Source organism: Streptomyces sp. NPDC059874, from assembly GCF_042731135.1.
Classification (GTDB): domain Bacteria; phylum Actinomycetota; class Actinomycetes; order Streptomycetales; family Streptomycetaceae; genus Streptomyces.
On record NZ_JBHWJY010000050.1, the window covers coordinates 51,254 to 64,244 of the forward strand.

Below are 12,991 nucleotides of genomic sequence, written 5' to 3' on the forward strand. Positions count from 1 at the left end.
CTGGTCGGATCCTCACTCCTGATGCCCGTCGGCCGGTGCCTTCAGCAGCCGGTCCAGCTCGTTTCCAGCCTCGTCGTACCCGGCGTCGGAGATCCGTTGCAGCTCGCGCAGGTCGCCGGCCGCGGCGGCCCGGCGAGCGAGCAGGAACCCGGCGTGCATGGATCCCTCGTCCAGCAGCTCGCTCAGCTCCCCGAGGTCGCCGGCTGCGTCGGCGAGGTCGGCCAGCCGGTCCAATGCGGTCTCGTTGCCCTCGTCGGCCAGGTCGCGCAGGGTCACCCGATCGATGTTCGTATTCGTCATGCCGCCATGCTGCGACCCTGCCCCTGGGGAAAGGTCAAGTGGGACGATGGGCGGGTGATCACCATTGGGCAGCTGGCCAGGTACGTCGGAGTGTCGACGAAGACCATCCGCGTCTATCACGACAAGGGGCTGCTTCCCGAGCCCGACCGTGATGCGTCCGGCTACCGGCGGTACGGCGCGAACGACGCCATCGACCTGATCAAGATCCGGACGCTCGCCGAAGCCGGCGTCCCCCTGGCCCGTATCCGGGACTTGAGGTCAGCGACCGATGAGGAGTTCCAGCAGGCGCTGCGCGAGATCGACGACGACCTCACCCACCGCATTCGCGGCCTGCGGGCGACGCAAGGGCGCCTGCGCCGACTCGCTGCCGGACATCTGGCACCGCTGCCCACCGAGGTCGGTGCCCATCTGGAGCACCTGGCCCGCTGGGGATTCACCCCTCGATGGGTGGACCTGCAACGCGACCTGTGGATCCTCGTGTTCGCCACCCACCCAGACCGCGCGATCGCTCTGTTCCACGATCAAGCCGAAACCCTGGCCGACCCGGCGCTACGGCAGCTGTTCCTCGACTATGACCATGCGTACGACCTCGACGCCGCTGATCCCCGCATCGACGACCTCGCCCGCCGGATCGTCGAGGCGACCCGGGAACGCTACGGACCGGACGAACCGCCCGAGCTGGATGCGGCCTCCGAGATCCCCGCCCTCATTCAGGGCACGGTCAACGCCTCGTCCCCTGCTTGGCAGCGCCTCGACACGCTCATTCGCGCACGACTGGACGCGTGACTCGACGTGTACGGACGTACGGTCTCGGCTGCGCGTCGAAATCAGTCAGCGCACGCCGCGAACCACACTGCAGGCATTGCCTGATGCGGCACTAACTGCCGACGTCCCGGCTGCGGAAGTCCTCCAGCGTCTCGCGCCGGACCAGCACCCGGGACGTGCCCTCGAGGACGGCGATCACCGGAGGGCGCCCCACCATGTTGTAACCGGAGGCCATGGACAGCTGGTACGCGCCCGCCACCGGTACGGCCAGCAGGTCCCCGGGGTGGATGTCGGCGGGCAGTTCCACGTCCGTGGCGAGGACGTCGCCCGCCTCGCAGTGCCGGCCGACGACCGTTGCCGTACGGGATCCGGCGGCCGGGGCACGGCCGACCAGCCGGGGCGCGTAGCGCACCCCGTACAGGGCGGGGCGCGGGTTGTCGCTCATGCCGCCGTCGACGGCGACGAACACCTTCTCGCCGGTGTGCTTGACGGCCAGCACCCGGTACAGCGCGACTCCGGCCGGCCCCACGACGGCCCGGCCGGGCTCGATGACGAGCCGAGGCACCGCCAGTCCCGCGGCGGCGCAGCTTTCGCTGAGCTCGGCGCGGAGACCGCGGGCGAGGGCGGTGACGTCGAGGGCGGGTTCGCCCGGCCGGTAGGCCACGCCGTGGCCGCCGCCCATGTCCAGCTCGGGCAGGACGGCGCCGTGCGTATCGCGGATGCAAGCCATCAGCCCGATCATGCGCCGCAGGGCCACCAGGTAGGGCTTCACGTCGGTGACCTGCGAGCCGATGTGACAGTGCAGGCCGGTCAGTTCGAGCTGTCGCTGGCCGAGTATGCGCGCGATGGCGTCCTGCGCCGACCCGTCGGTGAGCGCGAGCCCGAACTTCTGGTCCTCCGTACCTGTACGGATCTTGTCGTGGCCTCCGGCCGAGACGCCCGGTACCACCCGGACCATGACCTTCTGGTGCCCATCGGGGCCGACGGCGGCCGCGATCCGGGCGATCTCGGACGGACCGTCGATGACGATCCGCCCCACACCGAGCCGCAGCGCCGCCTCCAGATCGTGAGGCGACTTGGCGTTCCCGTGCAGCACGATCCGCTCGGGCGCGAAGCCGGCGGTGACGGCCAGCTCCAGCTCACCGGCGGAACACACGTCCAGCCCCAGACCTTCCTCCTCCACCCAGCGCACCATCGCGCGGGAGAGAAAGGCCTTGGCGGCGTAGAGGACTTCCGCTTCCGGGAAGGCGTCCCGGTAGGTGCGGCACCGCCTGCGGACCTCGCCCTCGTCCAGGACGTAAGCCGGTGTGTCGAACCGGTCGGCGATCTCTGTCAGGGACACCCCGCCGACGGCCAGGTCACCGTGCGGAAGCCGGGTCGTGGAGGCGGGCCATACGGACAGTTCACCGGCACTGGCCGGTATCGCGGAGAGCGCTGCGATGGTCATGGTGGGCCTCCCCTTCAGGCGGACGGGGCAGCGATGTCGGGAGCCCGCAGGACTGGAGTGGTGACCGAACCGGTCGCCGTCGTGGTGACCGCAGGTGCGGTGAGGGTCGGATCGACAGTCAGCAGCGATGCTCCGACAGGTTCGGCCATCGCGCGGAGCGCGGACTCGGAGAGCCGGATCCACTGCCGGCCGGCACCAAGCGTGGCAGCCAGCCGCTCCGCGCTGGTGAACCCCACAGCGGTACGCGCTCCCAGCGGGGTACGGAACAGGCGTACCACCACCTCCGCCCTTCCCGGCAGGACCGGTACGTACAGGGGCCCGGCCGGGACGCGTTCTTCAGGCTCCGGGTCGTCTTCGTACTGGAACAAACACATGGGGCCCTCCCAGAGGAACCACGAGTGGCAGTTGAGGCCCTGGATGCGGGGAGGCAGTCCAGGGCACGACAACGAAGCTATCCCCGGCTCCGTGTCCCTACGGCCACCCGATAACGGGACCTTTACGGCGACTCGCGAAGTCCATACGGATCCCTGACGTCCCGATCCGTGCGGCATCAGGAGCCCGTCAAAGTTGTGGATCGCCACGTGAGAAGGCCATCAAAAGCCGCCCTGCATCCTCCGTCGCGGCCCTTCCATGGGAACTGGCGTACGACGAGGAGAGGGGAAGAGGCCGTGCGAAGAGTCGTGGTCGGTGCTACGAGCACCCCGGGGAGTCTGACCGCGTTGCACAGGGCGGCGGCAGAGGCCCGCGTGCGCGACGAGGAGCTGTGCGTCGTCCTGGCCTGACGCCTTCCCCAACTCCACCTCCGGCCGCGTCGAGCAGTGGGAGCTCGCCGTCAACGGCGACGCGGTGTCCGCGACCTCCGTCCGACTGTGGGACGCGGGCTCCGCGGTCGAGGGCTGCTACGCCGACGAGACCACCGGCAAGCTCTACCTCGGCGAGGAGGACGTCGGCGTCTGGGTGTACGGAGCCGAGCCCACCGCCGGCGCGAGCCGCACCAAGCTCGACTCCACCGGCTCCGGCGGCCACATCACCGCCGACAACGAAGGCATCACCGCCGCCGGCAACCGGATCTACGTCTCCTCCCAGGGCAGCAACGACTTCACCGTCTACGACCGCACCAACCGCGCCTACCTCGGCCGCTTCTCCGTCTCGAACGGCACCGCCGCCGACGACTGCGAGGACACCGACGGCATCGACGCCACCGCCGCCAATCTCGGCCCGGCGTTCCCGCAGGGCGTCTTCATCTGCCAGGACGGCTCCAACGGCACCCCCGGCACCAGCGGGAACCAGAACTTCAAGTTCGTTCCCCTGCAGCGCATCACCGCCCAGTTCGGCTGACCGCCCCGGGCGCCGGACGTGCAGCCGGCGCCCGGCCGGCGCCCGCGCCCCGCCCGGTCCGCGGCCACTCCCGCCGTCAACGCCGTGGAACGCCCCGACGGAGTGAAGATCGGGCCTGGGCGAGACCCGCCTCGGCTAGGCTGGATCCGCCGGGCGCCTGTGACAGGGAGGTACGGGGATGGGCGACACCACGACCGGACCCACACGTGCCGACCCCGGCCTGTACGGCCCGTCGTCCGTCACCTGGCAGTGCCACGGCGACCCGATCATGTGGATCGCCGGCGTCCGGGCCCTCTACCTCCAGGCCCTTCACCCGCGCGCCGTCCGCGGGGTCATGGCGAACTCGGCTGCTCTCGACAGTCAGAGGGGCCGGCACGACGCCTGGGGCCGGCTGCTGCGCACCGCCGACTTCGTCGGCACCCTCACCTACGGCACCAGCGAGGCCGCCGAGCGCGCCGGGGCCCGCGTCCGCACGATCCACCGCAAGCTGTCCGCCACCGATCCCGTCACCGGCGAGCGGTTCCCCGTGGACGACCCCGAGCTGCTCCTCTGGGTCCACTGCGCGCAGATCGACAGCTTCCTGCACGTGATGCTCCGCTCCGGCATCCCCCTCACCCCCGCCCAGGCCGACCGCTACGTCGACGAGAACAGGGTGAACGCCCGCCTCGTCGGCCTCGATCCGGCCGACGTCCCCGCCGACACCGCCGGCCTCGCCGCGTACTTCGAGCGCGTCCGCCCCGACCTCGCCGCCGGGTCCGACGCCCACGCCGTGTACGACTTCCTGCACGGCCCGCCGGTCCATCCCCTCCTCGTACCTGGCCGAAACCTGCTGTGGCGCCCGCTCGCCGGCCTCGCGTACGGTTCCCTCCCCGGCTGGGCACACCAGCTGTACGGAAGACCCGCACCGCCCCCGCGCGCGGTCACCCGGCGCCTGCGCCTCACCGGGCGCGTCCTGCGCAGCATTCCCGCAGGTCTACGCTGGAAGCTGCCGCCAGGTCACATCTTGAAAGCGATGCGTCGCATGGGCCCCGGGAGCCGCCCCTCGACGCACACGCTGCGCACGGCAGCGGCCATACTGGACGGGCCGGGGAGGGCATGGCACGACGACGGGGGCGGCTTCAAGACATGGCGGAGTCCAGACTGATCCAGGGACGGTACCGGTCGCTCGACCTGATCGGGCGGGGTGGCATGGGCGAGGTTTGGCGTGCCCGGGACGAATCGCTGGGCCGTCAGGTCGCCGTGAAGTGCCTCAAGCCGATCGGGGCCGAGCAGGACGCCCATTTCACCCAGGTGCTGCGCGAACGCTTCCGGCGCGAGGCGCGCGTGGCCGCGTCCCTCCAGCACCGAGGGGTCACGGTCGTCCACGACTTCGGCGACGACAGCGCCGCGGGCGGCTGCCTCTACCTGGTGATGGAGCTCCTCGAAGGCCGCAACCTGAGCCAGCTCCTGGAGGAGAACGAGACCCGCCCGCTCCCCGTGGACGTGGTCGTCGACATCGCGGAGCAGATGGCCGCCGCCCTCGGCTACACCCACGACCAGGGCGTCGTCCACCGCGACCTGAAGCCCGCCAACATCATGCGGCTCACCGACGGCACGGTGAAGATCTGCGACTTCGGGATCGCCCGCCTCGCCCACGACATCGGCTTCACCGCCAAGCTCACCGGCGGCGGCATGGCCATGGGCACCCCCCACTACATGTCTCCGGAGCAGATCGCGGGCGGCGAGGTCGACCACCGCAGCGACCTCTACTCCCTCGGTTGCGTCCTGTACGAGATCGCCACCGGAGCTCCGCCCTTCGACCTCGGCGACTCCTGGTCGGTGCTGGTCGGCCACCGCGACACCGCGCCCGTGCCGCTGCGCGAGCACCGCCCCGAACTGCCGGCCTACTTCGAGGAGGTCGTCCTCGACCTCCTCGCCAAGCGCCCCGAGGACCGGCCCGGCGACGCCCGCCACCTGCACCGCCGGCTCGTCGAGGCACGCCTCGGGCCCGGTGGGCTGCCCGGCGCCCAGGCCCCGCTGCCGGTGTGGGCCCGCGGGATGACCGCCGGACGCAAGGCCGGGATCGACGCGCGTCCCGCGAGCGGCGAATGGGCCGTGCTCACCGGTGCCTGGACGGCCGCACGCCCCAGCGGTGAACAGCCCGCCCTCGGCCCCGGCCTGCGCCGCCCCGAGCCCACCGAGGACCCGCGGCTCACCGTGGCGTACGGTCTCCCGCGCGTCCCCGGCCCGCGCGAGACCGACCCCGACGCGCTCACCGCCGGCCACACCCGCGCCTTCGCCCTCAGCCGCGCCGGCCACCCGGAGGAGGCCCTCGCCGTGTACACGGCCGTGGCGGAGGGCCGCACCCGCGCCCTCGGCGCGGACCACCCCGACACCCTCGCCGCGCGCCAGGAGGCGGCGTACGAACTGGGCCGCCTCGGGCGCCACCAGGAAGCGCACGACATCTACCGCGCGGTGCTCGTCGCCCGCGAGCGGACCACGGGCCCGCGCCACCCCGACACCCTGCGCTGCCGCCACAACCTGGCCTGCGCCCTGGGCGCCCTCGGCCGGTTCGCGGACGCCCACGCCACCGCCGCCGAAGTGGCCGCCGCCCGAGCGGCCGTCCTGGGAGCCGAGCACGCCGACACCCTGCTGACCCGCTACGAGGTGGCGTACGCCCTCGGCCGCCTGGAGCGCTGGCAGGAGGCCCTCGCCGGCTTCCGCGAGGTCGCCGCCGTACGCGAACGGGTCCTCGGCCGCGACCACCCCGACACCCTGGCCGCGCGCTACGAGGTCGGCATCGCCCTCGGCCGCACCGGGAACAGCGCCCTGGCCCTCGACCACTTCCGTGCCCTGGTCCGCGACCGGACCCGCGCCTACGGCGCCGCCGACCCCGAGACCCTGCGCGCCCGGCACGTCCTCGGCGTCAACCTGGGCCGGCTGGAGCGCTGGGAGGAGGCGGTCACCGAGGCCCGGCAGGTGGGGGCGGTACGGGCCGAGGTGCTCGGCGCCGAACACCCCGACACCCTGGTCAGCCGCCGCGAACTCGCCGTCGGCCTCGGCCGGCTCGGCCGGTGGGAGGAAGCGCTGCCCATCTACCGCGAGCTCTCCGGCATCCGCGAGCGCTCCCTGGGCGACGAGCACCCCGACACGGCGCTGGCCCACGCCGACGAAGCGTACTGTCTGGAGCGGCTCGGCCAGGTGTGCTACCAAGAGCCATGACGACCTTCGGGCGGGACGTATACGACGACGTGATCGTGGGCGGCGGCCACAACGGTCTGGTGGCCGCCGCGTACCTGGCCAGAGCGGGCCGCGCGGTCCTCGTACTGGAACGGCTCGGGAACACCGGCGGCGCGGCCATCTCCAGCCGCCCCTTCGCCGGCGTCGACGCCCGCCTCTCGCGCTACTCCTACCTCGTCTCCCTGCTCCCGTCGAAGATCGTGCGCGACCTGGAGCTGCGGTTCGCCGTCCGCCGCCGCACGGTCTCCTCGTACACCCCCGTCGAACGCGGCGGCCGCCCCGGCGGACTCCTCGTCGGCGGCGACGAGCAGCGCACCCGGGAGTCCTTCGCGCGGCTGACCGGCTCGGAGCGGGAGTACGAGAACTGGCGCGCGTTCTACGGGACCACAGGGCAGGTGGCCCGCAAGGTGTTCCCGACCCTCACCGAACCGCTGCCCACCCGCGAGGAACTGCGGGCCCGCATCGACGACGAGGCCGCCTGGCGGATGCTCTTCGAGGAGCCGCTGGGCCGGGCGGTGGAAGACCGCTTCACCGACGACCTGGTGCGCGGAGTGGTCCTCACGGACGGGCTGATCGGCACCTTCGCCGACGCGCACGACCCCTCGCTCGCGCAGAACCGCTGCTTCCTCTACCACGTCATCGGCGGCGGAACCGGGGACTGGGACGTGCCCGTGGGCGGCATGGGCGCCCTGACGGATGCCCTCGCCACCGCCGCGCGGGCCGCCGGGGCGGAGATCGCCACCGGGCACGAGGTACTGCGGATCGACACGGACGGGACCTCGCCGGCGGAGGTGGTGTTCCGTACGGCCACGGGGGAGGGCCGTGTCGTCGGCCGCACGGTGCTCGTGAACGCCTCGCCGCGGGCGCTGGCCGAACTCCTCGGCGAGGCACCGCCGGTGCAGGCCCCCGAGGGCGCCCAGCTGAAGGTCAACATGCTGCTGCGCAGGCTGCCCCGGCTGCGCGACACCACCGTGGACCCGCGCGAGGCCTTCGGCGGCACCTTCCACATCGCCGAGGGGTACACCGAGCTGGCCCGCGCCTACGCGGAGGCGGCCTCCGGCGAACTGCCGTCCGTACCGCCCTCGGAGATCTACTGCCACTCGCTGACCGATCCGACCATCCTCGGGCCGGAGCTGGTGGAGCAGGGCTACCAGACGCTCACCCTCTTCGGATTGCACACCCCGGCCCGGCTGTTCGAAAAGGACAACCAGCAGACGCGGGAGGTCCTGCTCGCCGCCACCCTCGCGCAGCTCGACACCCACCTGGCCGAACCGCTCACCGACTGCCTCGCCTTCGACGGCGACGGCCGCCCCTGCATCGAGGCGAAGACCCCGATCGACCTGGAACGCGACCTGCGCCTGCCGGGCGGCCACATCTTCCACCGGGACCTGTCCTGGCCGTACGCCGAGGCCGGCGGCGGCCGGTGGGGAGTGGAGACCGCCCACCGCAACGTACTGCTGTGCGGTGCGGGGGCGGTCCGCGGCGGCGGCGTCAGCGGGGTCCCCGGCCACAACGCGGCGATGGCGGTGCTGGGGCACTGAGCGCCGCCGGCCGACCGCCGTTCCGACCAGGGACTACTCGACGGGCTCGATGACGACGATGGGGATCTCACGGTCCGTCTTGGCCTGGTACTCGTCGTACGACGGCCAGTGACGCAGCATCAGCGGCCAGTAGGCGGTGCGCTCCTCGGCCGTGGCGGTGCGGGCCGTGCCCTGGAGGGTCCGGGGGCCGACCTGGATGCGGACCTCGGGGTATTCGGTCAGGTTGCGGTACCAGAGCGGGTGCGCCGGGTCGCCGCCCTTGGACGCGACGAGGAGGTAGCGGCCGTCGTCCTCGCCGTAGATGAGGGGCGTCCGCACGGGATTGCCGGAGACCCTGCCCACCGTGGTGAGCAGCAGGGTCTGCGTGCCGTTCCAGTACTGGCCCTCGGCCCCCTTCGAGTGCACGTACTGCTTGACGTGCTCGAGCTGCCAGCTGCCGGGCTTCGGGTCGGTCGGGTTGTCCCAGTCGATGTCGGTCGTCACGGTGCTCAGCCTGCCTTCGAGTTGAACGGTCAACGAACCTCAACAACGAATGCCAACGCTCGCGGACACGCGGTTATGCCGGACGAGCGGGGAGCGTGAAGCCGTCGAAGATCTCGTCCATCGCCCGTTGCGCGGCGAAGGCCGGGGTGGCGCGGACGGCGAGGTCGCGTACGGCGACCGCGAAGGGGTGGCTGAGGGCGGCGACCCGGCCCATGCGGCGGGCCCGGACGCGGATGGCGTCGGTGCGGGCGCAGCGGGCCGCGCTGTACGCGGCGAGAGCGGCCGGAATGCCCCGGGCGTCGTCCGATTCGCCCGCGTCGTCCGCGTCGCCCGCGTCTTCCGCGTCCAGCAGGTGGGCGAGGACCACGGCGTCCTCGATGGCCTGGCAGCCGCCCTGGCCGAGGTTGGGGGTCATGGCGTGGGCGGCGTCGCCGAGCCAGGCGAGGCGGCCGTGGTGGAAGCGGGGGAGCGGTGCGGCCAGGTCGTACAGGTCGTGCTGGAGCACGGCGGCCGGGTCGATCCGCTCGAGCAGGGCGGGGATCGGGTCGTGCCAGGTGCCGAAGCGGCGCACGAGTTCGGCGAGCACGTCGGCCGGGCGGTGGCCCTCGGGGGCGACGGCGGTGGCGTAGAGGTAGATCCGGCCGTCGGCGAGCGGGACGGTACCGAAGCGCTGCCCGCGGCCCCAGGTCTCGGCCGTGTCGACATCGGCCTTGGTTTCGGCGGTTTCGGTCTTGGGTTCGGCCGCGGGCAGGACGGTGCGCCAGGCGGTCTCCCCGCTGTAGCGCAGGCCGGGGTGGTCCGGGAAGTACTGGTGGCGCAGCGGGCTGTGGATGCCGTCGGCGGCGAGGACGAGGTCGGCTTCGAGGTCGCCCGCGGCGGTACGGACCACCGGGCGGCCGACCGCGTCGTCCACGGCGGTGACGGCGCAGGAGTACCGGATCGTGCCGTCGGGGAGTTCGGCGGCCAGGGCGTCGGCGAGCGCCGAGCGGTGCAGGGCGAGCGGCGGCCGGCCGTACCGCGCCGTGAGCGCGACGGTGTCGGCGCGGTTCAGCCAGCCGCCGTCCGGGCGCCGCAGCCCCATCGCGGCGGGGAGGGCCTGCCCCGCGGCGCGGGTGGCGTCGAACCCGATGGCGTCGAAGGCGCGCAGGGCGTTGGGGGCGAGCACGATCCCGGCCCCGACGGCGGACGGCCCGGGTGCCCGCTCGCACACGGTCACCCGCCAGCCGCGTCGGTGCAGGGCGACCGCCGCGGTGAGTCCACCTATCCCCGCACCTGCCACGACCACACGACGTCGAAGTGCCGACATGACGCTCCCTCCCGTTCTCCACTCGTCCTCTACATCCGTAGAGGCTCATGTCCTCACTCTACAGCTGTAGAGTGAGGACATGTCCACGGATCGCAGAACTTTGATCGCCGACACCGCGATCGACCTCGTGGCCGCCGCCGGGCTCCGGGGGCTCACCCACCGGGCGGTCGACGGCGCGGCGGGGCTGCCGGCGGGCAGCACCTCGTACTACTTCCGTACGAGGACGGCCCTGATCGGCGCCTGCTACCAGCGCCTCGCGGAGCTGGACCTCGGCGACCTCGACACGGATGGCCCGTCCGCTTCCGCGCTGTCCGACCCGGACGTGGCCGCGGCGGCGCTGGCCGGACTGCTGCTGCGCTGGCTGACGGTGGGGCGCGGACGCCAACTGGCCCGTTTCGAACTCAGCCTGGAGGCCGCCCGCAACCCCGAACTGGAGGCCGATCTCCACCGGGCCGGCCAGGGGGCCCGGTCCCGCGCGGCCGCGATCCTCGCCGCACTCGGGGCCGAACGACCCGCGGAGGCCGCCGAGCTGCTGGCGGCCTGGACGGACGGACTGCTCTACGACCGTCTGGCCGGCGCCCTCGCCCGCTCCCGTCCGGCCCCCGACCTGGCCGAACTGACCTCCGTATCCCGCCGGATGATCGACGCGGCACTCGCGGCACCGGACGGGCCGGTAGGCCTCTGAGTGTCTGGTCAGGCCCGCGGCATCGTGACTCGCGCAGGCGCGGTACGGAAAGAACTGAGCGGTGGCGGAGCCGGTCGAGAAGTAGGCTCCCGGCATGTCTGGTCCGACGCTGGTGATCGAGTTGGCGGAGCCCGTCCCCCCGGCCGCACTGCGGGAGCTCCGCGCGCTGATGGTGGCGCTCTCCTCCCGCTTCGAGGAGAAGCGACCCGGGTTCTTCGACGTCAACGTGCCCGCTGAGCGACTGGGTTTCGAGGACGGGCGGGAGGAGGACTCGCGTCGGCCCTTCCTGGTCTACCTGATGGGCCCGGGTGTCGGTGACGCGGACCTCTTCGAGGCCGAACACGAGGACGAGCCCGAGGTGGAGGCCGTCCTCGGCTTCAGGCCGACCCACGCCGTCAACGTCAGCGCCTGCTGCAACCGCGGGATCGACCACGCGGCCACGGCGTTGCTGACCGCCGCCGTCATGGACGTCATCGGAGGTGTGGCCAAGGCCGAGCTGCTGGACGGACAGGCGTCGTCCGTCGTCGGCCTTGAAGGCGTTCTGGGGATCACCGACGGCGGCCGGCCGAATGTGCTGGGCGCGGCGGAGTTCCTGCGGGCCTGGGGAGGGCAGCCCGGCTTCCGGTTGGTCAAGTAGCGCAGCGTGGCGGCCGCAGGCCGTCGAAGATCACCTCGAAGATCCGCTCCCGAGACGCCGGATCCGGTCCGAGTTGTTCGATCGCCCTGCCCGTACCGGCCAGAAGGGCGATGAACTCCGCCAGGCCCAGTTCCGGGCGGACCGCGCCCGCCCGTTGCGCACCGGCCAACAGATCGGACAGCCGGGCCTGGATCTCGATGGTCGGCCCCTGGAGGGACGCGTGCGCGTCCACCCCGGCCGCGGCCAGCGCCTGGGTGAACTCGTTCTTCCCCGCGGACTGTTCCACCACCAGGCGGAAGCAGGCGAAGAAGGCGTCGGCGGGCCCGGTCTCGGCGGCCAGCTGCGCGGTCCTGGCCGCCATCGCCTCGAGCCTGCGCACCATCACCGCCTCCAACAGTGCCTCCTTGGTGGGGAAGTGCCTGAAGAGCGTGCCGACTCCGACTCCGGCGGCTCGGGCGATCTCCTCGGTCGGCACGCTGAGGCCGCGGCTGGTGAACACTTCCGTGGCAGTGTCGAGCAGCCTGGCCCGGTTGCGGGCCGCATCCGCCCGCAGTGGGCGTTCCTGAGCGCCACCCATCCGTTTCCCACCCTTCTTCGTCGACGGCAGAGTCACCCTGGACAACCGGAGTCGCCAGTCCGTATCGTGTAAACGGAGTCGCTAGTCCGATTCTAGACGTGGATCTCACTGGAGGTTGGGCATGTCTGAAACGCTGTCGCCGCGCGAGGTCTTCCAGAAGCTGATCGAGGGCATCGGCGCGGGGAGGTTCACGGAGCTGGCCGAGCTCTATGCCGAGGACGCCGTGGTGGAGACCGTCTTCGAACCGGTGGGCCCGCGCCGGATCGTGGGGCGGGCCGCGCTGGAGGAGCGGTTCGCCCAGGTCGCCGCGAGCTCGCCCGTCGAGCTGACCCCGGTGAACGTGGTCGTCCGGGAAACCGACGACGCCGAGGTGGTCGTCGCCGAGTTCGACTACCAGGTGCACCACCGCCCGACCGGGCGGACGTTCGAAGCCGCCAACGTCCAGGTGCTGCGGGTCCGTGACGGCCTGATCGTCAGCAGCCGGGACTACCACGATCACCTTGCCCTCATCGCGGCCGACGGCAAGCTGCCCCAGCTGGTGGCGGCGCTGGAAGGTGGCGGTGAACCTTTCCGGTCACAGCACTAAGGCCTGTCTGATCCCCATTACCTTCTTGGTGGCCCCGCAATGGGGCGTCCGGCCTCCGGAGTTGGCATGACTTTCTCCCCCTGTCGAACGCATGGCCTGGGGGGTGG

At 72.2% G+C, this 12,991-nt stretch carries 13 protein-coding genes and 1 pseudogene; 8 read left to right on the top strand and 6 right to left on the bottom strand.

The features are described from left to right. Window positions 1-12: 12 nt before the first annotated feature. Window positions 13-300: a hypothetical protein gene (locus ACFV9H_RS26165; RefSeq protein WP_385402539.1), complete on the bottom strand. Its 288-nt coding sequence runs from the start codon at window positions 298-300 to the stop codon at window positions 13-15. A 54-nt stretch (window positions 301-354) separates the two neighbouring features. Here ACFV9H_RS26165 and ACFV9H_RS26170 point away from each other — a divergent pair, with 54 nt between their 5' ends. Then, window positions 355-1,086 carry a MerR family transcriptional regulator gene (locus tag ACFV9H_RS26170; protein ID WP_385402541.1) on the top strand — a complete coding sequence of 244 codons (732 nt, stop codon included), beginning with the start codon at window positions 355-357 and terminating at the stop codon, window positions 1,084-1,086. A gap of 91 nt (window positions 1,087-1,177) precedes the next feature. Here ACFV9H_RS26170 and lysA read toward each other — a convergent pair whose 3' ends face one another. Together lysA and ACFV9H_RS26180 are read right to left on the bottom strand one after the other, a co-directional pair. Beyond that, complete coding sequence (lysA, locus tag ACFV9H_RS26175; protein ID WP_385402543.1) at window positions 1,178-2,512, bottom strand: diaminopimelate decarboxylase; 1,335 nt, start codon at window positions 2,510-2,512, stop codon at window positions 1,178-1,180. A gap of 14 nt (window positions 2,513-2,526) precedes the next feature. Beyond that, a complete protein-coding gene (locus tag ACFV9H_RS26180; RefSeq protein WP_385402545.1) occupies window positions 2,527-2,886 on the bottom strand; it encodes an SAV_915 family protein in 360 nt (119 codons plus the stop codon). A gap of 436 nt (window positions 2,887-3,322) precedes the next feature. On the opposite strand from ACFV9H_RS26180, the pseudogene ACFV9H_RS26185 reads away from it, so the two are divergent. The 4 genes and pseudogenes from ACFV9H_RS26185 to ACFV9H_RS26200 form a co-directional block, all read left to right on the top strand. Then, window positions 3,323-3,850, top strand: a pseudogene (locus ACFV9H_RS26185) (phytase); the annotation flags it as partial. 178 nt (window positions 3,851-4,028) lie between these two features. Next, complete coding sequence (locus ACFV9H_RS26190; RefSeq protein WP_385402547.1) at window positions 4,029-4,994, top strand: oxygenase MpaB family protein; 966 nt, start codon at window positions 4,029-4,031, stop codon at window positions 4,992-4,994. Then, window positions 4,976-7,051 carry a tetratricopeptide repeat protein gene (locus ACFV9H_RS26195; RefSeq protein WP_385402549.1) on the top strand — a complete coding sequence of 692 codons (2,076 nt, stop codon included), beginning with the start codon at window positions 4,976-4,978 and terminating at the stop codon, window positions 7,049-7,051. The genes ACFV9H_RS26190 and ACFV9H_RS26195 overlap by 19 nt, the downstream gene beginning before the upstream one ends. Further along, complete coding sequence (locus tag ACFV9H_RS26200; protein WP_385402552.1) at window positions 7,048-8,610, top strand: phytoene desaturase family protein; 1,563 nt, start codon at window positions 7,048-7,050, stop codon at window positions 8,608-8,610. Before ACFV9H_RS26195 ends, ACFV9H_RS26200 begins: the two co-directional genes overlap by 4 nt. 33 nt (window positions 8,611-8,643) lie before the next feature. Here ACFV9H_RS26200 and ACFV9H_RS26205 read toward each other — a convergent pair whose 3' ends face one another. Together ACFV9H_RS26205 and ACFV9H_RS26210 are read right to left on the bottom strand one after the other, a co-directional pair. Beyond that, window positions 8,644-9,093 carry a nitroreductase family deazaflavin-dependent oxidoreductase gene (locus tag ACFV9H_RS26205; RefSeq protein WP_385402554.1) on the bottom strand — a complete coding sequence of 150 codons (450 nt, stop codon included), beginning with the start codon at window positions 9,091-9,093 and terminating at the stop codon, window positions 8,644-8,646. A 73-nt stretch (window positions 9,094-9,166) separates the two neighbouring features. Further along, window positions 9,167-10,399: an FAD-dependent monooxygenase gene (locus ACFV9H_RS26210; protein WP_385402557.1), complete on the bottom strand. Its 1,233-nt coding sequence runs from the start codon at window positions 10,397-10,399 to the stop codon at window positions 9,167-9,169. Between the two features lie 79 nt (window positions 10,400-10,478). Here ACFV9H_RS26210 and ACFV9H_RS26215 point away from each other — a divergent pair, with 79 nt between their 5' ends. Continuing rightward, window positions 10,479-11,084, top strand: a complete 606-nt coding sequence (locus ACFV9H_RS26215) for a TetR/AcrR family transcriptional regulator (protein ID WP_385402559.1) — start codon at window positions 10,479-10,481, stop codon at window positions 11,082-11,084. Window positions 11,085-11,178: 94 nt separating this feature from the next. Continuing rightward, the gene (locus tag ACFV9H_RS26220; RefSeq protein WP_385402562.1) at window positions 11,179-11,721 is read left to right on the top strand and encodes a DUF6368 family protein; all 543 of its coding nucleotides are present in this window, start codon (window positions 11,179-11,181) and stop codon (window positions 11,719-11,721) included. Here ACFV9H_RS26220 and ACFV9H_RS26225 read toward each other — a convergent pair. After that, complete coding sequence (locus ACFV9H_RS26225; protein WP_385402565.1) at window positions 11,714-12,298, bottom strand: TetR/AcrR family transcriptional regulator; 585 nt, start codon at window positions 12,296-12,298, stop codon at window positions 11,714-11,716. The genes ACFV9H_RS26220 and ACFV9H_RS26225 overlap by 8 nt on opposite strands. A gap of 121 nt (window positions 12,299-12,419) precedes the next feature. Between ACFV9H_RS26225 and ACFV9H_RS26230 the strand changes: the two genes are divergently transcribed. Next, window positions 12,420-12,884, top strand: a complete 465-nt coding sequence (locus tag ACFV9H_RS26230; protein ID WP_385402567.1) for a nuclear transport factor 2 family protein — start codon at window positions 12,420-12,422, stop codon at window positions 12,882-12,884. Window positions 12,885-12,991: the final 107 nt, after the last annotated feature.

What these genes read in the sequence shown, in the direction of transcription:
- ACFV9H_RS26215 (WP_385402559.1), top strand. Translation starts at nt 10,479, where the DNA reads ATGTCCACGGATCGCAGAACTTTGATCGCCGACACCGCGATCGACCTC.
- ACFV9H_RS26180 (WP_385402545.1), bottom strand. Translation starts at nt 2,886, where the DNA reads ATGTGTTTGTTCCAGTACGAAGACGACCCGGAGCCTGAAGAACGCGTC.
- ACFV9H_RS26220 (WP_385402562.1), top strand. Translation starts at nt 11,179, where the DNA reads ATGTCTGGTCCGACGCTGGTGATCGAGTTGGCGGAGCCCGTCCCCCCG.
- ACFV9H_RS26225 (WP_385402565.1), bottom strand. Translation starts at nt 12,298, where the DNA reads ATGGGTGGCGCTCAGGAACGCCCACTGCGGGCGGATGCGGCCCGCAAC.
- ACFV9H_RS26210 (WP_385402557.1), bottom strand. Translation starts at nt 10,399, where the DNA reads ATGTCGGCACTTCGACGTCGTGTGGTCGTGGCAGGTGCGGGGATAGGT.
- ACFV9H_RS26165 (WP_385402539.1), bottom strand. Translation starts at nt 300, where the DNA reads ATGACGAATACGAACATCGATCGGGTGACCCTGCGCGACCTGGCCGAC.
- ACFV9H_RS26195 (WP_385402549.1), top strand. Translation starts at nt 4,976, where the DNA reads ATGGCGGAGTCCAGACTGATCCAGGGACGGTACCGGTCGCTCGACCTG.
- ACFV9H_RS26230 (WP_385402567.1), top strand. Translation starts at nt 12,420, where the DNA reads ATGTCTGAAACGCTGTCGCCGCGCGAGGTCTTCCAGAAGCTGATCGAG.
- ACFV9H_RS26190 (WP_385402547.1), top strand. Translation starts at nt 4,029, where the DNA reads ATGGGCGACACCACGACCGGACCCACACGTGCCGACCCCGGCCTGTAC.
- lysA (WP_385402543.1), bottom strand. Translation starts at nt 2,512, where the DNA reads ATGACCATCGCAGCGCTCTCCGCGATACCGGCCAGTGCCGGTGAACTG.
- ACFV9H_RS26200 (WP_385402552.1), top strand. Translation starts at nt 7,048, where the DNA reads ATGACGACCTTCGGGCGGGACGTATACGACGACGTGATCGTGGGCGGC.